Raw genomic sequence first — 22,683 nt, 5'->3', positions numbered from 1 at the left:
CCGTGCGAAATGGAGCCAGCCGGAGATGGGCCCCGCCGCGGCGCTCTAATGTTGCGCTCGCGTTAAAGCCCCAGTGCCGCCGCGATCTGGTCCCAGCGCACCAGTTTGAAATTCTGCGCCAGCGCGCCGTTGTCGCCGTCCTGTGCGAGGAAGATGCCGTCGGGATAGGCCGGGCCAAAATTGCCCGCGACCGCCTCGATCCCGTCGGTCTCGCTTGTCGCGCCGAACGCGCCCGCGCCAACCGCGAAGCGGCCGACATAGTCCACGCCGGGCAGGCGGAACACCGCATAGGCATTGTCGCCCTGGCTCGACGCGATCAGGTAGCGTTGCCCCTTGTGGTCGATCGTCGCGAGCCCCTCGACATCGGCGACGAGGCGCTGGTTGTCGATGGGGGCGACCATTCGGGCGGTTGCGGCGGTGCCATTTTGCTTCAGTTCCCAGATGCCGCCGACCTCTTCGCCGACGTACAGCGTATCGCCGTCGAAGACGCAGCCTTCGGACTGAGTCGCGATCTTGTGCTGCCATTGCATTGTGAAGCGCGGCGTGCCGTCGATTGCGAGCGTGCCGACGCGCACGGTGCCGTCCTTGACGATCAGCGCCGCGACAAGCGGTTGGCCCGGCGCCGTCCTTTTGAGACAGAGGCCATAGGCTTCGCCCGCGCCCGCTGCGGCGCGGCCGATTGGGACGATCGCGGGCGTTGCGGCGTCGAGGCGGAACAGGGCGAGATGCGCGTTCACGCCATCGTTGCGGTCGCTGGCGACAATGATGTCGCCCGCGATGTCGACATTGTTGACCAGGCCGGCCTTGGTAAAGGCGATGTCCTTGCCGGCGAGGTCATAGATGTGCAGTCCCGCTTTCTTGTCGGTGGCGACAATCAGCGCGCGGTTCGGATTGGTGGGGTCGATCCAGATTGCCGGATCGTCGGCGGCATCGGCGCGGCCGGTGCCGACCGGCTGCGTCTCGCCGTTCGCGGCCACCTGAACCGGCGGCAGGCCGCTGATCATCGGTTCGCTCGCGGCGCAGCCGGCAAGGCCCGCGGCAAGAGCGGCGGCGGTGAGCAGTTTCGTGGTGCGGATCATCCTGTTTCCCTCTTTCCCTATTTGCCGCGCGCGACACAGCGGCCGCCATCGGGGCCGGTTTCCCCCGAACAGGTGCGCGCCGCGATCGTCGGCTCGGTTGTTTCGTGAAGGCGGTTGCCCGCCGCGGTGCGCTCGAGGTCGAAGCCGTCATAAAGCCGGCCCGACGCCGTGTAAGTGCGGAATTTCAGCCGTTGCGGTTCGACGTCGACGATCTGGTACAACTCGGTCGCTTCGGCGACCTTGTCGGGCTGGCGCCCCGCACGGTCGTTGAGCCGGTACATTTTCGACCCCGTCACCGACACCAGATAGACCGGCCCCTGGACGCTGCCGTCGGCGCGCGCCTTTGCGCTCGCCTCGCGGCCGGCTTCGCCAGTCAACCGGCTGTAGCAATGGTCATGCCCTTGCAGCACCAAGTCGACCTTGCGCTTTTCAAACACCGGCTTCCACGCCGCCTTGATCTCCTTTGTGTCGTTCGGGCGCGCGCAGGTGAAGACGGGCTGGTGGAACAGCACGACGTTCCAGTTCGCCTTGCTCGATGCCAGCGTCGCATCGAGCCAGTCGGTCTGCGCCTTCATCGTCCCAAGGTTGATCGCCGAGGTGCCATCGAGGACGATGAAGCGCACGCCCTGATAGTCGGTGTAGTAGGTCGTCGCCTTCGCCGCGTCGGCGCCGTTCGTCGGCAGCGCGAACTGCGCGGGCCAATAGGGGCCGAGCCTATAGGCTTCGCTGCCGTCCGGCTGCACCACATCGACATATTCATGATTGCCGGTGGCGGGGACCTGCGGGACGATCGCGTAATTATAGCCGCCCGCCTGGTTCCACTCGCCCCATTCGTCGTCATGGTCGAGGTCGTCGCGCTGGCCGACGAGGTCGCCGGCGTGGACGGTGAGGCGGATGTCGCCATGGGCATGGAACGCCTGCCGGATCACGCGGCTGGCATAGGTCAATATGCCGTTCTGGACGTCGCCGAGATAGAGGAAGCGAAAGGGCTTTGCCTCGGCTGCGGCGGTGCGAAACTGATACCATTCGCTCCATCCTGCGGCGCCCTTGACGCGGTACGCATAGACGGTGTCCGGGGTGAGGCCGGTGAAACGGACCTGATGGTACAGCGCGGGGCCATAGCTGCTGGCGACCGGCATCGAGGTGCCGGTGACGAGCTTGGCCTTTTCCTCGAGCGTCGGGCCATCGACCGAAAGCGCGAGCTGCGCTTCCGCCACGGCTTGCGCCGTGTCGGTGCGGAACGCGATCGCCATCTCGCGCGCCGGGTCGGCTCCGGGCGTGAGCACGATCCGGTCAGGAAGATTTTTGGGCGCGTAGGGAAGGCCGGCGGACCGGGGAATGGGCGCACCGTCTTCGGTCTGCGTCACGATCGGAAAGCCCGTCGCCGCGGGCTGGGCGGGAACCGGGACCGCGAAGGCGGCCAAGGCGGAGCCAATGACAAGCCTAATCAACGGCTTCACTCTATCGCTCGCGGACATGCCTGTTCCCCTGTCTTCCATCGCGCCGGGGCGCGGTTGGTCGCGCGCCCTCACAGCAAAGCAGGCCCGCGTCAATCCTACAATATTTCCGTCACTTAAATGTCATCAATGCGTCATTCTTGTCGCCGCAAACTGTCACAGAGCCCCCCTAGAGGCCCGGCAACCACAAAGGGGGTCCGACCAACATGATTCGTAAAATCAGCCTGCATTCCGCCGCCGCGCTCGCGCTCGCCACGGCGCTTCTTTCCGCCCCCGCCGCCGCACAGGATGCGCCGATTCCTGCCGCCGAAGAAGATCGCGGCGACGGCTCGATCACCTCGTCGCAGGACATCGTCGTCCTAGGCAGCGTCGGTTATCGCAATCGCAGCGACGAAGCCGAACCCGTGCTGTCGTATGACAGCGAATTCTTCCAGCGCTTCGAGCCGCTCACCGCGGGCGACGCGCTGAAGCGCGTCCCGTCGGTGACCTTCCTGTCGGACGTCATCGAAAGCGATGGCGCCCGCCTCCGCGGCCTGCCGCCGGGCTATACGCAGATCCTGATCAACGGCGAGCGCGTTCCCGGCAACGCGTCTGACCGCAGCTTTTTCCTCGACCGCATTCCCGCCGAACTGATCGACCGCGTCGAAATCGTCCGCTCGTCGTAGGCACAATCAACATCGAATTGCGCGACGGCTTCGAGCTGGATGGCGGCTATGTCCGTGCGGGCGGCCTCTATTTCGACGACAAGGAACTCGAACCGAGCCTCGGCTTCGTTTACGGCGGACAGGTCGGTCCCGGCCGCTTGTTGATCGGCCTTAACTTTCAGGGGCGTCACAACCCCAAAAAGAAATATTCGCTCCGCTATGGCGATTCGCCCGAAAATGACCCCGATTATGCGACCGAAGAGTTCGACAATCGCGAGGATCAAACCGACACGCGCGACGGCAAGGATTATTCGGCGAACGCCAGCTATGAAATCGACGGCGAGACCACCGATTTCCGCGTGAGCGGCTTTTTCGTTCGCACTGACCGTTTTGAAAGCGAACGCAGCTTTGAATATGATGATCCGACCGCGATCAACGGCCCGCTGCCGACGGGCAATCTGATCAGCGATAATGCCAACGACAATGGCATCGACCAGCAGAATTACAGCATCGATACCAAGCTGTCGCACCAATGGTCGCTCGGCAAGACGTCGCTGCGCGTCGGTTTCGCGCGTTTCGACGACGAGCAGACCGAGAGCGAATATCAGATCGAATTCAACGACGACGGCGACGATCCCGAATTCGAGCAGGGCTTCTTTACCACCGACATCGCCGACAAGGAATTTTCGGTGAAGCTCGACCATGAATTCGAGCTTGGCAATGACATGCAGTTGATCGTTGGCGGCCTGTATCAGGACAAGGACCGCCGCACCGCGATCCTCGAAGCCGACGATGACGACACGTTTCCGGGATTGGAAACGAGCTATGACCAGTTCCGTGACAACCCGGCCGATCTGGCGTTCGGATTCGACCCGCTCGAACCTGCCGACGGCGGTGTCAACAGCATCGAAGAACGCCGCCTAGACGGTTTTGCGCTGGTCCAGGGCAAGTCGGGCGGCCTGACGTGGGAGGCGGGCATCCGTTACGAAACCACGCGCTTCGACATCACCGACTTCACCGAAGCCGCGGCAGTCCCGACGCAGCGCAACGAATATGAAAAATGGCTGCCGTCGGCGTCAATCAAGTTCGACCTAACATCGCGCGACCGCATCACCGCATCGGTTGCACGCACGAACCGACGCCCCGATTTCAACTTCATCTCGCCCGCGCTGCTCGAAGAGGAAGTCGGTGACAGCGACCTGCTCGGCAATCCGCTGCTCGGCCCCGAAACGGCGTGGGGCATCGACCTTGGTTACGAACGCCGCATCGGTCGCACCGGCGTCGTCGGCATCAACGCCTTCTACCGCGACGTGACCGACCTGATCGAGCTGACCAACACCGGGCTCGAAGGATCGGAAGGCGAGGGCACCTTTGTCTACCAGCCGCAGAACATCGGCGACGGCAAGGTCTATGGCATCGAGTTCGACCTTTCGACCGATCTTGGCTTTTTGGGCCTGCCCAACACCGGCGTCTTTGGCAACGTGTCATGGCTCGACAGCGAAATTACCGATTTCGCCGGCAAGCGCCGCTTCAACGGCCAGTCGGACTATGTCTATAATGTCGGCTTCATTCAGGACATCCCGAGTTGGGGCGTCGCCTTTGGCGCGACGCATCGCAAGCAGGGAACGGCCTATGACCGCGTCGTCAGCGAGGAAGTCCGCACCACCTATGGCGCCGATCTGGAGATCTTCGTCGAAAAGCGGATTGGCAGCAATTTCACGATTCGCGCGGTGGGATCGAACCTGCTGAACGGTGCGAAGCGTGAGACGTTCAACAAGTTCGACAATCTCGACGAACAGCTCGACCGCGATTTCGACGAATATGAACTCGAAAGCGAAAAGGCCGGGCCGGTGTTCCAGCTGATGGCGCGCTACGCCTTTTGAAGGTTCGACGACCGACGCTCAGTCCCTGGAGCGTCGGTCGTCCCCTCTGCTCGTCATTGCGAGCGAAGCGAAGCAATCCAGGGCGGGCCAAAACCGCTCTGGATTGCTTCGTCGTTTGGTTCCTCGCCATGAGGAAGCAGAAGCTATCCGATATGTTTGAAAATCCAGCCGATGCTCGCGCCGCCCGCCGGTGCGGTGCCGGTGACGACGAGCTGTTCGGTCGGGTGCGGGCGGCCCTCGCCATCGACCCACAGGCTGGGTTCGATGTCGAGCCCACCCTCGGACGTGCGGAATTGCCAGAGCGGGCCGCCATTGATGCGGAGCAGCGCCCCCAGCTTGTCAGCGGTCAGGCTGGCCGAAATATGCGCGCCGAGGTGGAAGCGCAGAGTGAAGCCCTTGTCGCCCTTGCGCCGCGTGCGCGGGGCGGGGAGCAGCAAATCCTCGCCCCGCAGTTCGCGCCCGTTGGGTGACAGGATGAGCAGGCGGCGGTGGATCAGCCCGTGGCGCCGCGCATAGCCGTCATGGCTCATCTCGAGCCGGCTTCCCTGCGGCGTTTCGCGCCGGTCCAGCTCGACCTCGGTCACCCCTTTGCCGAGCGACCCATTGGCGAGGATCGCGGTCGAATTGCTGTCGCCCAGCGTCAAGGTGGAATGGGCGGCGGTGGTGCGCAGGCCACGCGCGAGGTCGGCGGGGATCGTCGCGCCGGTCAGTGCGGCGCCGCCACAATTGACGACGATGCGTTCATCACCGTCGCTGAGTTCAAAAGCGAGGGTCGAGGCGCACCCGGCCTCGGTAACGCGCGCGATCGGCGGCGGAGCCGCGTCGGCGAGCAGCACGACCTTGTTCGCGACGAGTCGTTGATACCCCCAATCGCGCGCCTGTTTGAGCGGCCGGGTGCGGACGCCGCTCGCCGCGACGATCGCCTGGATCGTCGCCGCCGCCGTCGCGCCGCTGCCCTGCCAGCTGCCCATCCCGCCGTCGCTGTGGAGCAGTCCGAGCAGCGCGGGCACTGTGCGGGCGAGCACTTCCTGCACGAAAGGCGGGACTTCCATGCGGCGCATGTCATAGATTTTCGCGAGCATCGACAGCGCCATGATCGCATCGAGCTGTGCCTGCGGCGAGCGTGAGATGTTGCCGCCGTCTGCATAAAAGCTGGTTTCGAGAACCTTGCGCAGCCCCGCTTCGCCGAACACCTGTCGCGGTTCGCCGCCGGGCATAAGGAGCGACGCGGCGACGATGCCGATCCACGCCACCATCTGGCCGGTGCCGGGCCGCGTCTTGTCGGCGACGCGGTCGAGGTGACGCGCTGCGCGTGCGAGATGGTTGAGCACCGCCGATCGGTAGACGAGGTCGCTGGACGAGAGGATCAGCGGCGCGTGACTGGCCCAGAACAGGATACGCCAGGCCGTGTTGTCAGCCTTCCAAGCCGGTTCGCTCACCGTTTCGCCATGGGTGGCGAGCCAGTGGCGCACGACCGCTTCGGCGATCGGGGCGCCGTCGGCGCGTGACCCCGTCGCGGCGAGATCGCGCAGCCAGGCGAAGCTGTGAAGATAGTCGGCAAAGGCCGGGGCGACCATGAGCGCGGCGAAGTCGAGCTCGCCGAGCGGCAATTTCAGCCCGCGATGCAGGAAATGGCCGGCGCGGATCGCGGTGCCCGCGCGCGTGTCGCCGGGCACGGGGTCGGCCGGCACGCCGAGCAGCTTCAGCGGAAAGCGGCCCTTCAACCGAAAGGCATGAAGCGGCGTGCGCCAGGTGAGGCGCGTGATCGCATTGGCGACGCGGTCGCCCAGCGACAGGCCCTTGTCGGCGGGAAGGCGGATCAACCGTTTGCCGGGCTCGATCGTGTCGTCGATCGGCGTGGCATCGTCACCGGAGTCGAACGGTGGGTCGGCGGGGGCAGCGGTCAACGGTCTCCCCTCCATCGATCAGGCCCCGCGCAAGCGCCGGATATTTTCGGCATAGGCATCGGGTCCGCCCTTGAAGGTCGCGGTGCCCGCGACGAGCACGTCGGCGCCCGCGGCGATCGCGAGCGGGGCGGTGGCGGTGTCGATGCCGCCGTCGACTTCCAGCCGGATGTCTCGGCCCGATTTCTCGATCATCTTTTTCACCGCCTCGATCTTGCGAAGCTGGCTGGAAATGAAGCTCTGGCCGCCGAAGCCCGGATTGACGCTCATGATCAGCACCAGGTCGATGTCGTCGATCAGATAATCCAGCATCTTCGCCGGGGTTGCTGGGTTGAGCGACACGCCCGCCTGTTTACCGAGCGACTTGATGTGCTGGACCGTGCGGTGGATGTGCGGGCCGGCCTCGGGATGCACGGTGATGATGTCGGCGCCCGCCGCAGCAAAGGCGTCGAGGAAATGATCGACCGGCGAGATCATCAGATGCACGTCGAAGGGCAAAGTCGAGTGCGGGCGCAGTGCCTTCACGACCGCCGGGCCGATCGTCAGATTGGGGACATAGTGGCCGTCCATGACGTCGATATGGACCCAATCAGCGCCCGCGACCTCGATCGCGCGCACTTCCTCGCCCAGTCGCGCGAAATCGGCGCTGAGGATCGAGGGGGCGATACGGACGGGGGCGGAAGCGGCGGTCATGGAGACCGGCCTTAACCATCTAGCGAGTCGGGGGCAAGCGGAGCGGACGCGCTATCGCCAGCTATCGCCAAATAATGTCGCACCACCCTATCGCCAGCGCCAGCCACCCTCGGTCTTGGCGCGGTAGATCGGCATCGGGGCGAGCGCGGCGAGTATCACTGCGATCGTCATCAGCACCGGCCGCCCCTGGAGCGCCACCGCCAGCCCGGCAATCATCGCGATATGGAGCGCCAGGAAGAACCAGCCCTCCCACACGAACGGCAGGCCGGTGCCATAACCGCGGCGCTTGGCGCGAAACCAGGGCGTCTTTCGCATGAACAGGTGAAGCATATCAATTCTCCTCCCTTGGCGGGCGGCCCCGTTTCGGTGCCTCGGACGGTTTGACGCTGACGCCGCGGCGGCCCAGCGCCTCGCGCAGCAGCATCTCGATCTCGGCATTGGCGCTGCGTAGTTCGGTTGCCGCCAGCCGCTCGATCGCCGCATAGAGCGCGGGATCGAGACGGAGGGCAAAGGCCTTCTTGGACTGCGCAGCCATCATCCGACCTCAGTAGAGCGAGCCGGTGTTGACGACGGGCTGGGTATCGCGCTCGCCGCACAGGACGACCATCAGATTCGATACCATCGCCGCCTTGCGCTCGTCGTCGAGGTCGACAACGCCCTTTTCGGACAGCTGGGTCAGCGCCATCTCGACCATCGTCACCGCGCCCTCGACCAGCTTCTTGCGCGCCGCGATCACTGCCTCGGCCTGCTGACGGCGGAGCATCGCGCCTGCGATTTCCTGGGCGTAGGCAAGATGCGTCAGCCCACATTCGTCGACGGTGATGCCCGCAACGCTGAGCCGTTCGATCAGCGCCTTGCGCAATTCGACGCCGACCTCGTCATGGTTGCCGCGCAGCGTCACTTCCTGATGTTCGATATCGTCATAGGGGTAGCGCGAGCCGATCGAGCGCACCGCGGCCTCGATCTGCGCCATCACAAACTCCTTATAATCATCGACGTCGAACAGCGCCTGCGCGGTGTCGGTGACGCGCCACACGACCTGCGCCGCCATTTCGATCGGATTGCCCCGCAGGTCGTTGACCTTGATCTTGTCCGAAATGACGTTGTTGGCGCGCACCGCAATCTTCTTGCGCGTCAGCCAGGGCAGGACCCAACGCAGCCCCTCGTCGCGGTCGGTGCCCTTGTAGGCGCCGAACAACTGGATCGCCGCCGCTTCGTTCGGGTTGATGAGGTAAAATCCGCAAAGGATCAGCAGGCCGACCACCCCCGACAAAGCGACGACCACCCATTTCCACGCGACCATCATGTCGGCGTTGGCGTTGGTGACCGCCGCCCAGACGCCAACGCCGAGCAGCACCAGCCAGATGAACAGCATCAGATAGCCGCTCTGCGTATTGGCGCGCGTCTCGCGACTGCGGTTCAGCGCCGGTGTCCCTGTTTCGACCATGTTTCCCTCCGAATCATTCGATATAATGATGATATCATATTTATATTGAATTTGGTGGTGGTCAATGAGGATTCGTGCGAACAGATGCCTATGTCGGCTTTGGGGTGGTGAACGGGCGTTGAGGTCGTGAACGGATTTCACCTCCCGCAAGCGGGAGGGGAGAAGAAACGTTCGCAAGTGGTCGCTTCCAGACCTTCGTCATTCCTGACAAAATAAACAAAGGGGGCGAAATCGCCCCCTTTGCCTCCCCGGTCTTGTCCGCCTATTCGGTCGGGAAACCGCGCTTTTCGAGCAAGGCCTTCACGTCGGGGTCGCGGCCGCGGAAGGCGCGATACGCCTCGGCGCGGTCGGTCTCGTTGCCCGTCATCAACAGGATCGTGCGGAAACGGTCGGCAACGCTGCGGTCCCACGGGCCGCCGGCTTCGGTAAAGGCCGCCCAGGTGTCGGCGTCCATCGTTTCGGACCAGAGGTAGCTGTAATAGCCCGCCGAATAGGCGTCGCTGCTGAACAGATGGCCGAACTGCGGCAGGCGGTGACGCATGACGATTTCCCTGGGCATGCCGATTTCGGCCAGCGTCTCGCGCTCGAACTTGTCGACGTCGGTCGGCGGGGTCGTGCGGTCGTGCAGCTTCATATCGACGATGGCACTCGCGAGATATTCGACGGTCGAAAACCCCTGGTTGAACTTGTCCGACGCGATGATCTTGTCGACCAGCGCCTGCGGCATCGGCGCACCCGTCTTGTAGTGCGTCGCATATTTGGACAGCACTTCGGGGGTCATCAGCCAATTCTCGTTCACCTGGCTGGGATATTCGACGAAGTCGCGCGGCACTCCGGCAAGCGCCGGATAGGTTACCTGCTGGAGCAGGTAATGGATGCCGTGGCCGAATTCGTGGAACAGGGTCTGCGCGTCGTCGAGGCTGATCAGCGTCGGTTCGCCCTTCGCGGCTTCGGTGAAATTATTGTTGTTCGACGCAAGGACATTGCGTTCGCCGCCCAGCGTCTGCTGGCTGCGATAGGTGGTCATCCACGCGCCCGAACGTTTGCCGTCGCGGGCGAAATTGTCGAGGTAGAAGACCCCGACATTCTCGTTCGTCTTGAGGTTGTAGACCTCGAAGGTGCGGACCTTGGGATCGAAGACCGGGATCGTGCCGGTGTTTTCGCGGAAACCGAGGTCGTAGAGCTGGCCCGCCGACCAGAACATCCCATCGACCAGTTTGTCGAGCTGGAGATAGGGTTTCACCTCGCTTTCATCGAGATCATATTTCGCCTTGCGGACCTTTTCCGAATAGAAGCGATAGTCCCACGGCTCGATCGTGATCTTCGGACCGTTGCCGGCCTTCGCTTCGGCGTCGGCGATCGCCTGCATATCGGCGACCTCTTCCTTCACGCGCGCGACCGCGGCGGGCCAGACCTTCATCATCAGCCCCATGGCATTTTCGGGCGTCTTCGCCATCGTGTCGGCCATGCGGTAGTTTGCATGAGTCGGGAAGCCGAGCAGTTCGGCGCGCTGCTGGCGCAGCTTCAATATCTCGGCGATCGTCGCGTTTGTGTCGTTTGCATCGCCATTGTCGCCGCGGCTGACAAACGCCTTGTAGACGCGTTCGCGCAAGGCTCGGTTGGTCGCGCCCTGCATGACCGGCTGTGCCGAGGAGCGGGTGTTCTTGATCGCCCACTGGCCGGGCTTGCCATTCGCTTCGGCCGCCGAGGCGAGCGACGCGACAAACCCCGGTTCGAGGCCTGCGAGTTCGGCCTTGTCGGTGACGAACGTATAAAGCTTTTCATCGCCGAGCAGTTTCGACGAGAAGGCTGAAAACAGGCCTTCGAGCTTTGCGTTCATCGCAACCAGCTTTGCCTTGTCGGCGGGCGACAAATTGGCGCCGTCGCGCACCATCTCGTCATAGCTACGCTCCACAATGCGGATCTGCTGCGCGTCGAGGCCGCTGGAATGACGCTTGTCATATACCGCCTTGTAGCGGGCGAAGAGCTTGGGCTCGAGGAACAGTTCGGTGTAGAAGGTGGTGAGCTTGGGGCTCCATTCGGCATCGATATCCTCGACGCGGTCGTTCGACTTGTTCGACGTTTGCACGCCCCACATCGCATAGACGCGTTCCATCGTGTCGCCTGCGAGCATCATCGGGACGTGCGTATTGTCGAACGTCGGGGCTTCGGGATTGTCGATCACCGCCTGCACCTGCGCCCGGGTTTCGGCCATGCCCCTGGCAAAGGCGTCGGGGAACAGTTCGGGGTCCATCTTGTCCCACGGCGGCACCCCTTCAAAGGGGCCGGTCCACGGCGCGAGGATCGGGTTCGTGTCCGCGGGCGCCGGGGCGGCGGCGGGCTGGGCGGCTTCGGCGGCGGTTGCGGTCATCTGGCTATAACCCACGATCATGGCGGTGGATGCAAGCATGATCGACAAGGAACGGGCGAAAGGCTGCGCGGTGCGCGACATCGATAAATCTCCCCGGAGGATAAGGTTTCGGACGAAACCATGTCGGGGGCCGTCTTAACCTTATGTGACGGAGCGGTGCAAGCCGCCTAGGCGCCAAACTCCTGCTGAACCAAGCCAGGGACGTCGACGCGGAAGCTGAACACGCCGCCGGCGTGCGGCTGCGCCTGGCGTTCCGCATCGTTCAGATTCTTGCCCGCGCTGGTGACGAAGGCGGTCTGGAGGTCGGGGCCGCCGAACGCCAGCATGGTCGGACGCTGAACGGGCAGGTCGACGGTCTGGAGCAATTCGCCTTCGGGCGACAGGCGCACGATGCGCCAGCCGTCCCACAGCGCCGACCAGTAACAGCCTTCGGCATCGACCGCGGCGCCGTCGGGGCGGCCGTTGCCATGCTCGAACTGGTGGAAGATGCGACCCTGGCCCAGCGTACCCGCGGCGGGGTCGACGTCATAGGCGCGGATCGCGTGGGTCGGCGTATCGGCATGATAGAAGGTGCGGCCGTCGGGGCTGAACGCGGCGCCGTTGCTGGTCGTCAGCCGCCCAAGGATTTCGGTCAGTGATCCGTCGGGATCGAGCCGGTAGAGCGTCGCGTCGGGGTTGGCCTTGTCGCTCGTCAGGCTGCCGACCCAAAGCCGCCCCGCCGCATCGACGCGGCCGTCGTTGAAGCGCTGGTGGGGCTTGTCGGTGAGAACGGCGGGGCCGAACGGGCGGGGCGTATCGCCCCACTTGTCGATCAACGCGCAGCCGTTTTCGAGCGCCGCGACCAAACCGCCGCCGATGCGCGGTGCGATGCAGCCGACTTGTTCGGCAAGCTCCATCACCTCGTCGGCGCCCGTCGCCGGATCGGTGCGATGGATTTTGCGGGCTTCGATATCGACCCAATAGAGGCGCGATTCGGCGGCATGCCAGACGGGCGATTCGCCGAGCAAGGCGCCGGCATCGAGGAGCAATTCGACCATGCGCAGGGTCATAGCGCGGCGCACCGGGGCTGCCCAGCGGCTGCAAACCTATTCGGCAGTAATGAAAGGATGCGGCTTCCTCCCTCGTCACCCCGGACCTGATCCGGGGGCCAATCACACAGCGTCGCGCAGATGGATCCCGGATCAAGTCCGGGATGACGAGAAAAGAGAAGGCGGCGACAAAAGAGTTTCCTGCCGTAACGGCATTTCTACTTGACGTGGACGTAAACGTAAGGTCTCTTGCCGGTCAAAGATGCGGCCGACTCCCGCCTTCGTTCGGCTGCCCAAGGGAAAGGAAGACTATGTCGCTCGATAGCCTCTCGCGCTCTGCCTATACCGATGATCATGAGGCGTTCCGTGCAACAGTGCGCCAGTTCCTCGAAAAGGAAGTCGCCCCCAATCAGGCGCAATGGGCCGAAGACGGGATCGTGCCCAAAAGCATCTGGCCCAAGGCGGGTGAGCTGGGCCTGCTGTGCCCGACAGTGCCCGAGGAATATGGCGGCCTCGGCCTCGACTTCGGCTATAATGCGATCGTCGACGAGGAAAGCGCCTATTATGGCCGCGTGACCACGGGCTTCTCACTCCAGTCGGATATCGTTACCAACTATATCACCCGCTATGGCAGCGAAGAGCAGAAGAAGCACTGGCTGCCCAAGATGGTGTCGGGCGAGGTCATCACCGCGATCGCGATGACCGAACCGGGCACCGGCAGCGACCTTCAGGGGATGCGCACGACCGCGAAGAAGGATGGCAATCATTATGTCATCAACGGGTCGAAAACCTATATCACAAACGGCCAGAACGCCGACCTAATCCTGGTGTGCGTCAAGACCGATACCGAGATCGAGCCGGCATGGAAGGGCGTGTCGATCGTCCTCGTCGAGGCCGATCGCGAAGGATTCCAGCGCGGCCGCAACCTCGACAAGATCGGGCAGGACGAAGCCGATACGTCGGAGCTGTTCTTCAACGACGTTCGCGTACCGATCACCAACTGCCTTGGCGAAGAAGGCCAGGGCTTCATCTATCTGATGAGCGAGCTTCCCCAAGAAAGGCTGTCGATCGCGGTCAGCGCGCAGGCGTCGGCGCAGCGCGCCTTCGACGACACCGTCGAATATACGCGCGACCGCAAGGCGTTCGGCAAGCCGATCCTCGATTTCCAGAACAGCCGTTTCGTCCTCGCCGACCTGAAGGCGAAATTGCAGGTCGGCTGGGCGCATCTCGACTGGGCGCTGGCGCGCCACCTGAAAAAGGAACTGACCCCGGAAGAGGGCGCCGCGGCGAAGCTGTGGCACACCGAGCTTCAGTGGGAGGTCATGGACAAATGCCTCCAGCTGTTTGGCGGCGCGGGCTATATGAATGAATATCCGATCGCCCGCGCCTGGCGCGCGGCGCGCGTGACCCGCATCTTTGGCGGCACGAACGAGATTATGAAGGAACTGATCGGGCGGAAACTGTAATTTCCCCGCCCGCAAGCGGGAGGGGCAGCGAGACTTGGGAGCTTGCTCCCTAGTCGCAGCGGGGTGGGCCACTCACCCTTGGATGCTCGCTCCGCTCGCGCCCACCCCTAACCCCTCCCGCTTGCGGGAGGGGGACTAAGAAAGGAACTCTCCAATGGCCCATGCCTATATCGTAGACGCCGTCCGTACCGCGGGCGGCAAGCGCGGCGGCAAGCTTGCCGGCGTCCATCCCGTCGATCTCGGCGCTGCGGTGTTCGACGCGATCGCCGACCGCAATGATTTCGACACGTCCAAGATCGACGATGTCATCACCGGCTGCGTCAGCCAGGGCGGGCAGCAGACGATGGACGTCGGTCGCAACGCCGTGCTCGCCTCGAAGCTGCCCGATTCGATCCCCGCCGTGACGATCGACCGCCAATGCGGATCGTCGCAGCAGGCGATCCAGTTCGCCGCGCAGGCGGTGATGTCGGGGACGCAGGACATCGTCCTCGCCAGCGGCATCGAAAGCATGACGCGCGTGCCGATGGGCAGCGTCGCGACGCTCTTCATGAAGGAAGGGCTCGGTCATTATAAGTCGGAGCGGCTCGAGGAAAAATATCCCGGCATCATGTTCAGCCAGTTCATGGGTGCCGAGATGATCGTCAAGAAGCACGGCCTGACCAAGGACGACCTCGACGCCTATGCGCTCGAAAGCCATTGCCGCGGCAAGGCTGCGACCGAAGCCGGCCATTTTCAGCGCGAGATCGTCGGCGTCGAAATCGACACCCCCGAAGGCCGCCAGATGCACCTCGTCGACGAAGGCATCCGTTTCGACGCGACGTTGGAGGGTATCGCGGGGGTCAAGATCTTGCAGGAGGGCGGCTCGATCACCGCCGCGACCAGCTCGCAGATCTGCGACGGTGCGTCCGCAGCCCTTGTTGTCTCGGAACAGGCGCTGAAGGATCATGGCCTCACCCCGCGGGCGCGCATCCACCATGTGTCGGTGACCGCGGGCGACCCGGTCATCATGCTCGAAGAGCCGCTGTTCGCGACCGAACGCGCGTTGAAGCGTGCGGGCATGAAGATCGAGGACATCGACGCCTATGAAGTGAATGAGGCCTTCGCGCCGGTTCCGCTGGCGTGGCTCAAATATCTTGGCGCCGATCATGCGCGACTCAACCAGCATGGCGGCGCGATCGCGCTCGGCCACCCGCTCGGCGCCAGCGGCACCAAGCTGATGGCGACTCTGCTCGGCGTGCTCGACGCGACCGGCGGCAAATATGGCTTGCAGACGATGTGCGAAGGCGGCGGTCAGGCCAACGTCACGATCATCGAGCGCCTTTGATAAATCTCCCCTCCCGCTTGCGGGAGGGGTCGGGGGAGGGCCTGTTGGCTATCGACGTCCCCCTGACATGCCCCACCCAAACCCTCCCCTGAAGGGGAGGGCATTAAGGAGACCAATATGAAACTCGATTCCACCGTATCCGCCGTCGTAACCGGCGGCGCCTCGGGCCTTGGCGCGGCTACGGCGCGCCTGCTCGCGTCGAAGGGCGTCAAGGTCGCGATCTTTGACCTTCAGGAAGAAAAGGGCACGGCGCTTGCGGCCGAACTCGGCGGCGTGTTCTGCGAATGCAATGTCACCGATGACGCCAGCGTCGATGCCGCCTTCGCCAAGGCGCGCGACGCGATCGGGCAGGAGCGAATCCTCGTCAATTGCGCTGGCACCGGCAATGCGATCAAGACCGCGAGCCGTTCCAAAGAAGACGGCAGCATCAAGCATTTCCCGCTCGATGCGTTCAACTGGATCATCCAGATCAACCTCGTCGGCACCTTCCGCTGCATCGCCAAGTCGGCAGCGGGCATGATGACGCTCGACCCGATGGAAGACGGCGAGCGCGGCGCGATCGTCAACACCGCGAGCGTCGCGGCCGAGGACGGCCAGATCGGCCAGGCGGCTTATTCGGCGTCGAAGGGCGGCGTCGTCGGCATGACGCTCCCCATCGCGCGCGATCTTGCGAGTGAAAATATCCGCGTCAACACGATCCTGCCCGGTATCTTCGACACCCCGCTGCTTGCAGGGGCCCCGCAGAATGTCCGCGACGCGCTGGGCGCCTCGGTGCTCAACCCGAAGCGCCTTGGCAACCCGCCCGAATATGCCGCGCTCGCGCTTGCGATGATCGAGAATGGCTATTTCAACGGCGAGGATGTCCGCCTCGACGGCGGCATCCGCATGGGTCCGCGATAATATGCCGAAACCGGAGAGCTGGCGGCTGAACCCCGCCAGCTACCCCGTCCATCTGGACCTGCAGACGCGGTTTCAGGACATGGACATCAACGGCCATCTCAACAATGTGGCCTTTGCTGCGCTGTTCGAGAGCGGCCGCGTGCTTTTGAATCGCGAAGTCCGCCCGCTCGAAGAGCGTCCCGCGAACGAGCGCACGATGGTCGCTGCGGTCGAAATCAACTATCTGGCCGAGGGCAATTTCCCCGATCCGGTCGAGATTGCGACGGGCATCGGCCGACTCGGCACGTCGAGCTGGACGATCGTGCAGGCGATGTTCCAGAACGGCCGCTGCATCGCGACCTGCGACACGGTGGTCGTGTGCCGCACCGACGGTCAGGCGAAGCCGCTGCGGGCGGAGATGGTCGGGGAGCTAACTGCCAATTTAGTGACGCCGGTTTAGATCAAAAGTTGTGCGCTCCCGCGAAGGCGGGAGCCCATCTCCCGTCAGTGCAAGTTTGAACCCACCGGAGATGGATCCCCGCCTTCGCGGGGACACGCTGCTCTTTAATAGCGGTGCACTTAAAGATTCTTGTCCGCATCGGGCACCGAGCGGATCAGGTCGCGGGCAAAACCGATCAGGCCGATCTGGCGGCGGCGTTTCAGCCGTTCGGCGCGCAGGATTGCGCGAACCTCGTCGAAGCATCCTTCGACATGGTCGTTGATCAGCACATAGTCATAGCCGTCCCAGTGGCTGATTTCGTTCGCGGCGCGCTCCATCCGTGCGGCGATCACCTCGTCGCTGTCGGTCTTGCGGCTGCGCAGGCGCCGTTCGAGTTCTTCCATCGTTGGCGGCAGGACAAAGACGCGCACGACGTCGGGGCCGGCCTCCTGATACAATTGCTGCGCGCCCTGCCAGTCGATATCGAAAAGCACATCCTTGCCGGCATCGAGCAGCGCGTCGACCGGCGCGCGCGGGGTGCCGTAGCGGTGGCCGAAGACATGCGCCCATTCGAGGAATTCGCCGTCGGCCGCCATCTTCTTGAATGTCTCGGTATCGACGAAATGATAATGGACACCGTCAATCTCGCCGGGACGCGGCGGGCGTGTCGTCGCCGAGATCGACAGCGCGATATCCTGGTCGGCTTCGAGCATCATGCGCGAAATGGTGGTCTTGCCCGCACCCGAGGGCGAGGAAAGGACGAACAACACGCCGCGGCGGTTCAGATGGACGCTTTCAGCCATGCGCGCTATTCGCCTGACGAGGGGCAGCGGTCAAGGGGTGGCGCGGATGATGGGGATTTCACGAACAGGCTGGCTGGTCGCCGCGGCGTTGCTCGCGGCTTTCGCCGCCCTTCTCATCGCAATGGGGCGCCCGCCGATCTGTCCGTGCGGGACGGTCAGCCTGTGGCACGGCGTCGTGCAATCGAACCAGAACAGCCAGCAGGTGTCGGACTGGTACAGCTTCAGCCATGTCATCCATGGCTTCATCTTTTACGGCCTGTCACGCTGGCTGATGCCACGCCAGCCGCTCTGGGTCGCGCTGGCGGTCGCGATCGGGATCGAGGCGGCGTGGGAAATTCTCGAAAATTCGCCGATCATCATCGACCGCTATCGCGAAGTGACGATGGCTTATGGCTATTCGGGCGATTCGATCCTGAATTCGGTGAGCGATGCGATCTTCATGGTGATCGGTTTCCTCGCCGCCAGCCGGATGCGCTGGTGGGTGACGGTGGTCATCGCGATCGCGTTCGAGCTGTTCACCCTGTGGACGATCCGCGACAATCTGACGTTGAACGTGCTGATGCTGGTCTCGCCGGTGGAAGCGATCAAGGAGTGGCAGTCGGGCGGCTAGTGGATCGCGCTGCTGCGTCCATTGCCATCGACCGGGATCGCTGGCGGAAGCGCATCGCCCATCGTCTGCCCATCGGTGGGTATTTCCGCGGTCCCGGCATAGGTGTCGACAACACCGGCATCCGCCAGCGCGGGGTCGAGAGCATGCGCCTGTTCCGCCGCCTTGCGCGCTTCGGCGCGTTCGGCCCATTTCTTGGTAAGATAGCCTGCCGCCGCCCATGCCGCGAGCGCGGCATAGCGTTGCGGGAACAGGCGCCGCGCCGCGAACAGGGCGCCCGCGCCGATCACCGCCCCGGCGACCGGGTGGTTGCCCTTTTGTTTTCCGATCGCGCTGCCAAGCGCGCCGCCGAGGATCCTGCCGATCATTCCCATGTCTCCTTCCTCCTTATCAATCCGCGGCGCCGCCTTGAGGTTCCCGTTCAGTCCGCCGGGCCCAGCATCGTTCGCGGATCGACCGCCCGGTCGAAGGTGGCGGCATCGACATAGCCAAGCGCGAGCGCGGCTTCTTTCAGCGTGCTGCCCGTTTCGTGCGCATATTTGGCGATCTTTGCGGCCTTGTCATAGCCGATTTCGGGCGCGAGCGCGGTGACGAGCATCAGCGAGCGGTTCATCAGTTCGTCGATGCGCGCTCGATTGGGCTCGATCCCGACGACGCAATGTTCGGTGAAACCCGCCATGCCGATGCTGAGTAGGTCGATCGAACGCAAGACATTGGCGCCGATCAAGGGCTTGAAGACATTGAGTTCGAGATGTCCCTGGAGCCCGCCGACGGTCACCGCCTGATGATTGCCGATAACCTGCGCCGCGACCATCGTCAGCATTTCGCACTGCGTCGGGTTGACCTTGCCCGGCATGATCGAGCTGCCCGGCTCGTTCGCGGGCAGGTCGAGCTCGCCGAGACCCGCGCGCGGTCCGGAACCGAGCAAACGAATGTCGTTCGCGATCTTGGTCAGTGCGACGGCGAGCGTGTTGAGTGCGCCCGAAAAGAAGACGAGGCCGTCGTTCGACGCGAGCGCCTCGAACTTGTTGCCCGCGGGCTCGAACGCGAGGCCGGTGCTTGTCGACAGATCGGCGGCCATCGCGGCGTCGAAGCCCGCGGGCGCGTTGAGTCCGGTGCCCACGGCGGTTCCGCCCTGCGCAAGCTTGAGGATATTGTCCGTCAGAGCGGCTTCGATCCGTGCCCGGCAAGCGACCAGTTGCGCGACATAGCCGGAAAATTCCTGCCCCAGGGTGAGTGGGGTGGCGTCCTGCAAATGGGTGCGGCCAATCTTGACGATGTCGTTCCATGCGTCGGCTTTGGCCGCGAGGGCGTCGGTGAGGTCGGTCAGCGACGGCAACAGGCGCGCCGTCGTCTCGACCGCGACCGCGACATGCAGCGCGGTCGGGAAGCTGTCGTTCGACGACTGGCCCATGTTGACATGGTCGTTGGGATGCACGGGCGACTTGCCGCCGCGCGTGCCCGCCAACTTTTCATTCGCGATTCCCGCGATCACCTCGTTCGCATTCATGTTCGACTGGGTGCCGCTGCCCGTCTGCCAGATCGCGAGCGGGAACTGGTCGTCGTAGCCGCCGGCGATCACCGCATCGGCGGCTTCGGCGATCGCGTCCGCCAACCGGGCGTCCAGTCCGTGGGCCCGGTTCACCCGCGCCGCTGCACCCTTGATCCGCGCCAGGGCGTGGATGATCGGTAGCGGCATGCGTTCGTGCGGCGGGAAGGCGAAATTATGGCGGCTGCGTTCGGTCTGCGCGCCCCAATAGGCGTCGGACGCGACCTCGATTTCGCCAATGCTGTCGGTTTCGATCCGTTTGCTCATGCGACCAGCATCCGCGTCACCAGCACCGACCCGGCCCAGATCATCGCGACAAGGCCCAGCATCTGCCAATATCCGCCTTCACCGACCCGGCGGCGCAGCCACCCGGCGGCGAACCATGCGATCACAAGCGCGGGCGTCAGGATAAGGAGGCTGAACCGCAGCAGTCCGTCGGCGATCTGCCCGCGCGGGGCCGCGCTTTGGACCAGGCCATAGCCCTCCACCCCCCACCAGAAGGCGGCGGTGAGGACGAGCATCCCCGCAAGAGCCCAATATTGCCAGAAACGGCTGGGGGGCCATGGCGGTGCCACGGCCTATCGTTTCTTGCCGAAGTCCACCGTCACGACATTCGACCCGTCCTCGCTCGTTACTTCGGGACGATCGTTGTCGGCTTCGTCGTGCGGCTCGGGCTGCGCCTCTTCGTCGTCGCTGACCTGGAATTGCAGCCCGAAATCGACCGACGGATCGACGAAGGCGGTAATCGCGGCATAGGGGATCGTCAGCATCGACGGTGTCTGGTTGAACGACAGGCCGACGGCGAAATGATCGTCCGCGACGCTGAGATCCCAAAAGCGGTTTTGCAGCACGATCGTCATTTCGTCGGGGAATTTCGCGATCAGATGCGCGGGAATATCGACCCCGGGGGCCTGCGTCTTGAAGGTGATATAGAAATGATGTTCGCCCGGCAGGCTGTCATAACCTTCGATCTGGCTCAGCACGCGGCCGACCACGGCGCGCAGCGCGTCCTGCACGATCTCGTCATAGGGAATCAGGCTGTCGCGTACATCGTCACTCATGGGGCGAGGGGATGAACGCGCGCCGCACGCCGGTCAAGGGGGGAGAATCGCCTTGCAACGTGAAACAGACGCTCTAAGGCGTCGCCCATGCGAACCGCCACTGTCCAGCGCACGACCAAGGAAACGGATATCGCGATCGCCGTCAACCTCGACGGAACGGGCGATTATTCGGTGTCCACCGGCATCGGTTTCCTCGACCATATGGTCGAACAATTGTCGCGCCATTCGCTGATCGACATATCGATGCAGGTGAAGGGAGACCTTCATATCGACCAGCACCACACCGTCGAGGACAGCGCCCTGGCACTGGGCGAAGCGGTGGCGAAGGCGCTCGGCGACAAGCGCGGGATCGCCCGCTATGGTGAGGCGCACGCGCCGATGGACGAAACGCTGACGCGCTGCGTGCTCGATATTTCGGGGCGCCCGCACTGCGTCTACAAATCGAGCTTCTCGCAGCCGCGGCTCGGCGAGATGGACACCGAGATGTTCCCGCACTGGTTCCACAGCTTCGCACAGACCGCGGGCATCACGCTGCATATCGAGATGCTGTATGGCGAGAACAACCATCACATCGCCGAAAGCATGTACAAGGCGCTGGCGCGTGCGCTGCGCCAGGCGGTCGAGATCGACCCGCGCAAGGGCGATGCGATTCCCAGCACGAAGGGTGTCCTCTAGGACCCGCCGATGACTGTCATTGCCCTGATCGACTATGGCGCGGGCAATCTTCGCTCGGTGCATAATGCGCTCGTCGCGGTGGGCGCGGACAATGTCGCCGTCACGGCCGATCCCGATACTATCGCCAAAGCCGACCGGATCGTGCTGCCCGGTGTGGGCGCATTCGCGGCGTGCATGAACGGGCTGTCGGTCATCGACGGGCTGGTCGAGGCGATGGAACAGAGAGTGCTGGGGCAGGGCGCGCCCTTCCTTGGCATTTGCGTCGGTATGCAATTGCTCGCCGATGCGGGCGAGGAGCATGGCACGCACAAGGGCCTCGGCTGGATCGGCGGCACCGTGCGTGCCTTCGCTCCGCAACCCGGCCTCCGCATCCCGCACATGGGCTGGAACGACGTCGTACCGAGCTTTCCGCATCCGGTGATCGCGGCGGGCGAGGCTTATTATCTGCACGGCTATCATTTCGCCGACGCGGCGCATGTCGCCGCGACGAGCGGCCATGGTTCGACCTTCACCGCGGCCGTGGCAAAGGACAATATCATGGGCGTCCAGTTCCACCCCGAAAAAAGCCAGGCTTACGGCCTCGCAACCCTTGAAAGGTTCCTGAAGTGGCGCCCGTAAATTCTGGCCTGACCATCTTCCCTGCAATCGACCTGAAGGGCGGGCAGGTGGTGCGGCTTGCCGAGGGCGATATGGCGCGCGCGACCGTCTATGGCGACGATCCGGCGGCGCAGGCGCGGCTGTTTGCCGATGCGGGCGCGACGCACCTGCATGTCGTCGATCTCGACGGCGCCTTCGCGGGCGCGAGCGTCAATGGCGCGGCGGTCGAAAGCATCATCGCGGCTTTCCCGGGCAAGGTGCAGGTCGGCGGCGGCATTCGCGATCGTGCGGGCGTCGACCGCTGGCTTGCGCTCGGCGTCAGCCGCGTGATCATCGGCACCGCGGCGCTCAAGAACCCCGAATTCGTCAAATCGGCCGCGCGCGACCTGCCCGGCCGGATCGTCGTTGGGGTCGACGCGCGCGACGGCATGGTCGCGACCGAGGGCTGGGCCGACGTATCGGACGTGCGGGTCGAGGACCTCGCGCGCCGTTTCGAGGATGCCGGGGTTGCGGCGCTGCTGTTCACCGATGTCGGGCGCGACGGGTTGCTGAAAGGCTGTAACGTCGAGGCGACGGTGGCGCTGGCGCAGGCCGTCGATATTCCGGTGATTGCGTCGGGCGGGGTTGCCGACATCGGTGATATCCATGCGCTGCGCCCCCATGTTGCGGGCGGCATCGAGGGCGTGATTACGGGACGCGCGCTCTACGACGGTCGGCTCGATCTGGCCGAAGCGATTGCGGTTGCCAGTTCCCCTCCCGCTTGCGGGAGGGGCTAGG

Annotated in this window: 24 protein-coding genes; 10 read left to right on the top strand and 14 right to left on the bottom strand. The window is 64.1% G+C overall.

From position 1 onward, the window contains the following. Nucleotides 1-62: 62 nt before the first annotated feature. Nucleotides 63-1,079: a phytase gene (locus A3E77_RS09225; RefSeq protein WP_293645186.1), complete on the bottom strand. Its 1,017-nt coding sequence runs from the start codon at nt 1,077-1,079 to the stop codon at nt 63-65. Nucleotides 1,080-1,096: 17 nt separating this feature from the next. Next, complete coding sequence (locus A3E77_RS09220; RefSeq protein ID WP_458574432.1) at nt 1,097-2,557, bottom strand: purple acid phosphatase family protein; 1,461 nt, start codon at nt 2,555-2,557, stop codon at nt 1,097-1,099. Between the two features lie 185 nt (nt 2,558-2,742). On the opposite strand from A3E77_RS09220, the gene A3E77_RS09215 reads away from it, so the two are divergent. Beyond that, nucleotides 2,743-3,201 carry a TonB-dependent receptor plug domain-containing protein gene (locus A3E77_RS09215; protein ID WP_293645182.1) on the top strand — a complete coding sequence of 153 codons (459 nt, stop codon included), beginning with the start codon at nt 2,743-2,745 and terminating at the stop codon, nt 3,199-3,201. Nucleotides 3,202-3,218: 17 nt separating this feature from the next. Then, entirely contained in the window at nt 3,219-5,063 is a 1,845-nt protein-coding gene (locus tag A3E77_RS09210; RefSeq protein ID WP_293645180.1) for a TonB-dependent receptor plug domain-containing protein, read from the top strand. Between the two features lie 143 nt (nt 5,064-5,206). Here A3E77_RS09210 and A3E77_RS09205 read toward each other — a convergent pair whose 3' ends face one another. The 7 genes from A3E77_RS09205 to A3E77_RS09175 form a co-directional block, all read right to left on the bottom strand. Next, a complete protein-coding gene (locus tag A3E77_RS09205; RefSeq protein ID WP_293645178.1) occupies nt 5,207-6,985 on the bottom strand; it encodes a heparinase II/III family protein in 1,779 nt (592 codons plus the stop codon). Between the two features lie 3 nt (nt 6,986-6,988). After that, nucleotides 6,989-7,660 carry a ribulose-phosphate 3-epimerase gene (gene rpe, locus A3E77_RS09200; protein WP_293645176.1) on the bottom strand — a complete coding sequence of 224 codons (672 nt, stop codon included), beginning with the start codon at nt 7,658-7,660 and terminating at the stop codon, nt 6,989-6,991. An 87-nt stretch (nt 7,661-7,747) separates the two neighbouring features. Then, the gene (locus A3E77_RS09195; protein WP_293645174.1) at nt 7,748-7,990 is read right to left on the bottom strand and encodes a hypothetical protein; all 243 of its coding nucleotides are present in this window, start codon (nt 7,988-7,990) and stop codon (nt 7,748-7,750) included. Nucleotide 7,991: 1 nt separating this feature from the next. Then, nucleotides 7,992-8,195, bottom strand: a complete 204-nt coding sequence (locus tag A3E77_RS09190) for a type II toxin-antitoxin system antitoxin (RefSeq protein WP_293645172.1) — start codon at nt 8,193-8,195, stop codon at nt 7,992-7,994. 9 nt (nt 8,196-8,204) lie between these two features. Further along, nucleotides 8,205-9,107 carry an SPFH domain-containing protein gene (locus A3E77_RS09185; RefSeq protein WP_293645170.1) on the bottom strand — a complete coding sequence of 301 codons (903 nt, stop codon included), beginning with the start codon at nt 9,105-9,107 and terminating at the stop codon, nt 8,205-8,207. Between the two features lie 262 nt (nt 9,108-9,369). Next, nucleotides 9,370-11,499 carry a M3 family metallopeptidase gene (locus A3E77_RS09180; protein ID WP_293645168.1) on the bottom strand — a complete coding sequence of 710 codons (2,130 nt, stop codon included), beginning with the start codon at nt 11,497-11,499 and terminating at the stop codon, nt 9,370-9,372. A gap of 146 nt (nt 11,500-11,645) precedes the next feature. After that, entirely contained in the window at nt 11,646-12,527 is an 882-nt protein-coding gene (locus A3E77_RS09175) for an SMP-30/gluconolactonase/LRE family protein (protein WP_293645166.1), read from the bottom strand. A gap of 290 nt (nt 12,528-12,817) precedes the next feature. Here A3E77_RS09175 and A3E77_RS09170 point away from each other — a divergent pair, with 290 nt between their 5' ends. The 4 genes from A3E77_RS09170 to A3E77_RS09155 all read left to right on the top strand — a co-directional run bounded on the left by A3E77_RS09170 (nt 12,818) and on the right by A3E77_RS09155 (nt 16,635). Next, the gene (locus A3E77_RS09170; RefSeq protein ID WP_293645164.1) at nt 12,818-13,972 is read left to right on the top strand and encodes an acyl-CoA dehydrogenase family protein; all 1,155 of its coding nucleotides are present in this window, start codon (nt 12,818-12,820) and stop codon (nt 13,970-13,972) included. 154 nt (nt 13,973-14,126) lie between these two features. Beyond that, nucleotides 14,127-15,296: an acetyl-CoA C-acetyltransferase gene (locus A3E77_RS09165; RefSeq protein WP_293645162.1), complete on the top strand. Its 1,170-nt coding sequence runs from the start codon at nt 14,127-14,129 to the stop codon at nt 15,294-15,296. A 117-nt stretch (nt 15,297-15,413) separates the two neighbouring features. Further along, nucleotides 15,414-16,196 (top strand): SDR family NAD(P)-dependent oxidoreductase, encoded by a 783-nt coding sequence (locus tag A3E77_RS09160; protein WP_293645160.1) that lies wholly within the window; start codon nt 15,414-15,416, stop codon nt 16,194-16,196. 1 nt (nt 16,197) lies between these two features. Then, nucleotides 16,198-16,635, top strand: coding sequence for an acyl-CoA thioesterase (locus tag A3E77_RS09155; RefSeq protein ID WP_458574431.1), 438 nt, complete (start codon nt 16,198-16,200; stop codon nt 16,633-16,635). Nucleotides 16,636-16,754: 119 nt separating this feature from the next. Here the strand turns inward: A3E77_RS09155 and gmk are convergent, their stop codons facing one another. Then, a complete protein-coding gene (gmk, locus tag A3E77_RS09150) occupies nt 16,755-17,417 on the bottom strand; it encodes a guanylate kinase (protein WP_293645156.1) in 663 nt (220 codons plus the stop codon). A gap of 49 nt (nt 17,418-17,466) precedes the next feature. Here gmk and A3E77_RS09145 point away from each other — a divergent pair, with 49 nt between their 5' ends. Continuing rightward, complete coding sequence (locus A3E77_RS09145) at nt 17,467-18,027, top strand: DUF2585 domain-containing protein (protein WP_293645214.1); 561 nt, start codon at nt 17,467-17,469, stop codon at nt 18,025-18,027. Here the strand turns inward: A3E77_RS09145 and A3E77_RS09140 are convergent. The 4 genes from A3E77_RS09140 to A3E77_RS09125 are packed head-to-tail and all read right to left on the bottom strand — an operon-like array spanning nt 18,024 to nt 20,634. Continuing rightward, on the bottom strand, nt 18,024-18,392 hold the full coding sequence (locus tag A3E77_RS09140; RefSeq protein WP_293645154.1) for a hypothetical protein: 369 nt from the start codon (nt 18,390-18,392) through the stop codon (nt 18,024-18,026). The genes A3E77_RS09145 and A3E77_RS09140 overlap by 4 nt on opposite strands. 53 nt (nt 18,393-18,445) lie before the next feature. Then, a complete protein-coding gene (gene fumC, locus A3E77_RS09135) occupies nt 18,446-19,840 on the bottom strand; it encodes a class II fumarate hydratase (RefSeq protein WP_293645152.1) in 1,395 nt (464 codons plus the stop codon). Continuing rightward, the gene (locus A3E77_RS09130; protein ID WP_293645150.1) at nt 19,837-20,148 is read right to left on the bottom strand and encodes a hypothetical protein; all 312 of its coding nucleotides are present in this window, start codon (nt 20,146-20,148) and stop codon (nt 19,837-19,839) included. Before A3E77_RS09130 ends, fumC begins: the two co-directional genes overlap by 4 nt. A gap of 3 nt (nt 20,149-20,151) precedes the next feature. Further along, nucleotides 20,152-20,634, bottom strand: coding sequence for an SspB family protein (locus A3E77_RS09125; RefSeq protein WP_293645148.1), 483 nt, complete (start codon nt 20,632-20,634; stop codon nt 20,152-20,154). Nucleotides 20,635-20,721: 87 nt separating this feature from the next. Here A3E77_RS09125 and hisB point away from each other — a divergent pair, with 87 nt between their 5' ends. Genes hisB through hisA form a run of 3 tightly spaced genes read left to right on the top strand, consistent with a single transcriptional unit; the run spans nt 20,722 to nt 22,682 of the window. After that, nucleotides 20,722-21,309 (top strand): imidazoleglycerol-phosphate dehydratase HisB, encoded by a 588-nt coding sequence (hisB, locus tag A3E77_RS09120; RefSeq protein WP_093510333.1) that lies wholly within the window; start codon nt 20,722-20,724, stop codon nt 21,307-21,309. Nucleotides 21,310-21,318: 9 nt separating this feature from the next. Next, entirely contained in the window at nt 21,319-21,927 is a 609-nt protein-coding gene (gene hisH, locus A3E77_RS09115) for an imidazole glycerol phosphate synthase subunit HisH (RefSeq protein ID WP_293645146.1), read from the top strand. Continuing rightward, a complete protein-coding gene (hisA, locus tag A3E77_RS09110; protein ID WP_458574430.1) occupies nt 21,915-22,682 on the top strand; it encodes a 1-(5-phosphoribosyl)-5-[(5-phosphoribosylamino)methylideneamino]imidazole-4-carboxamide isomerase in 768 nt (255 codons plus the stop codon). The genes hisH and hisA overlap by 13 nt, the downstream gene beginning before the upstream one ends. The last annotated feature ends 1 nt before the right edge of the window (nt 22,683 follow it).

This window comes from Sphingopyxis sp. RIFCSPHIGHO2_12_FULL_65_19, from assembly GCF_001830555.1.
Lineage (GTDB): Bacteria > Pseudomonadota > Alphaproteobacteria > Sphingomonadales > Sphingomonadaceae > Sphingopyxis.
This window is presented reverse-complemented; position numbering and strand designations above follow the sequence as displayed.

Coding starts and splice junctions, on each gene's coding strand:
- gmk (WP_293645156.1), bottom strand. CDS start 17,417: ATGGCTGAAAGCGTCCATCTGAACCGCCGCGGCGTGTTGTTCGTCCTT.
- A3E77_RS09165 (WP_293645162.1), top strand. CDS start 14,127: ATGGCCCATGCCTATATCGTAGACGCCGTCCGTACCGCGGGCGGCAAG.
- A3E77_RS09215 (WP_293645182.1), top strand. CDS start 2,743: ATGATTCGTAAAATCAGCCTGCATTCCGCCGCCGCGCTCGCGCTCGCC.
- A3E77_RS09140 (WP_293645154.1), bottom strand. CDS start 18,392: ATGATCGGCAGGATCCTCGGCGGCGCGCTTGGCAGCGCGATCGGAAAA.
- A3E77_RS09180 (WP_293645168.1), bottom strand. CDS start 11,499: ATGATCGTGGGTTATAGCCAGATGACCGCAACCGCCGCCGAAGCCGCC.
- hisH (WP_293645146.1), top strand. CDS start 21,319: ATGACTGTCATTGCCCTGATCGACTATGGCGCGGGCAATCTTCGCTCG.
- hisB (WP_093510333.1), top strand. CDS start 20,722: ATGCGAACCGCCACTGTCCAGCGCACGACCAAGGAAACGGATATCGCG.
- A3E77_RS09190 (WP_293645172.1), bottom strand. CDS start 8,195: ATGGCTGCGCAGTCCAAGAAGGCCTTTGCCCTCCGTCTCGATCCCGCG.
- A3E77_RS09220 (WP_458574432.1), bottom strand. CDS start 2,557: ATGTCCGCGAGCGATAGAGTGAAGCCGTTGATTAGGCTTGTCATTGGC.
- A3E77_RS09125 (WP_293645148.1), bottom strand. CDS start 20,634: ATGAGTGACGATGTACGCGACAGCCTGATTCCCTATGACGAGATCGTG.
- A3E77_RS09160 (WP_293645160.1), top strand. CDS start 15,414: ATGAAACTCGATTCCACCGTATCCGCCGTCGTAACCGGCGGCGCCTCG.
- A3E77_RS09170 (WP_293645164.1), top strand. CDS start 12,818: ATGTCGCTCGATAGCCTCTCGCGCTCTGCCTATACCGATGATCATGAG.
- A3E77_RS09195 (WP_293645174.1), bottom strand. CDS start 7,990: ATGCTTCACCTGTTCATGCGAAAGACGCCCTGGTTTCGCGCCAAGCGC.
- A3E77_RS09155 (WP_458574431.1), top strand. CDS start 16,198: ATGCCGAAACCGGAGAGCTGGCGGCTGAACCCCGCCAGCTACCCCGTC.
- A3E77_RS09225 (WP_293645186.1), bottom strand. CDS start 1,079: ATGATCCGCACCACGAAACTGCTCACCGCCGCCGCTCTTGCCGCGGGC.
- A3E77_RS09185 (WP_293645170.1), bottom strand. CDS start 9,107: ATGGTCGAAACAGGGACACCGGCGCTGAACCGCAGTCGCGAGACGCGC.
- A3E77_RS09145 (WP_293645214.1), top strand. CDS start 17,467: ATGGGGATTTCACGAACAGGCTGGCTGGTCGCCGCGGCGTTGCTCGCG.
- fumC (WP_293645152.1), bottom strand. CDS start 19,840: ATGAGCAAACGGATCGAAACCGACAGCATTGGCGAAATCGAGGTCGCG.
- rpe (WP_293645176.1), bottom strand. CDS start 7,660: ATGACCGCCGCTTCCGCCCCCGTCCGTATCGCCCCCTCGATCCTCAGC.
- A3E77_RS09175 (WP_293645166.1), bottom strand. CDS start 12,527: ATGACCCTGCGCATGGTCGAATTGCTCCTCGATGCCGGCGCCTTGCTC.
- A3E77_RS09205 (WP_293645178.1), bottom strand. CDS start 6,985: ATGGAGGGGAGACCGTTGACCGCTGCCCCCGCCGACCCACCGTTCGAC.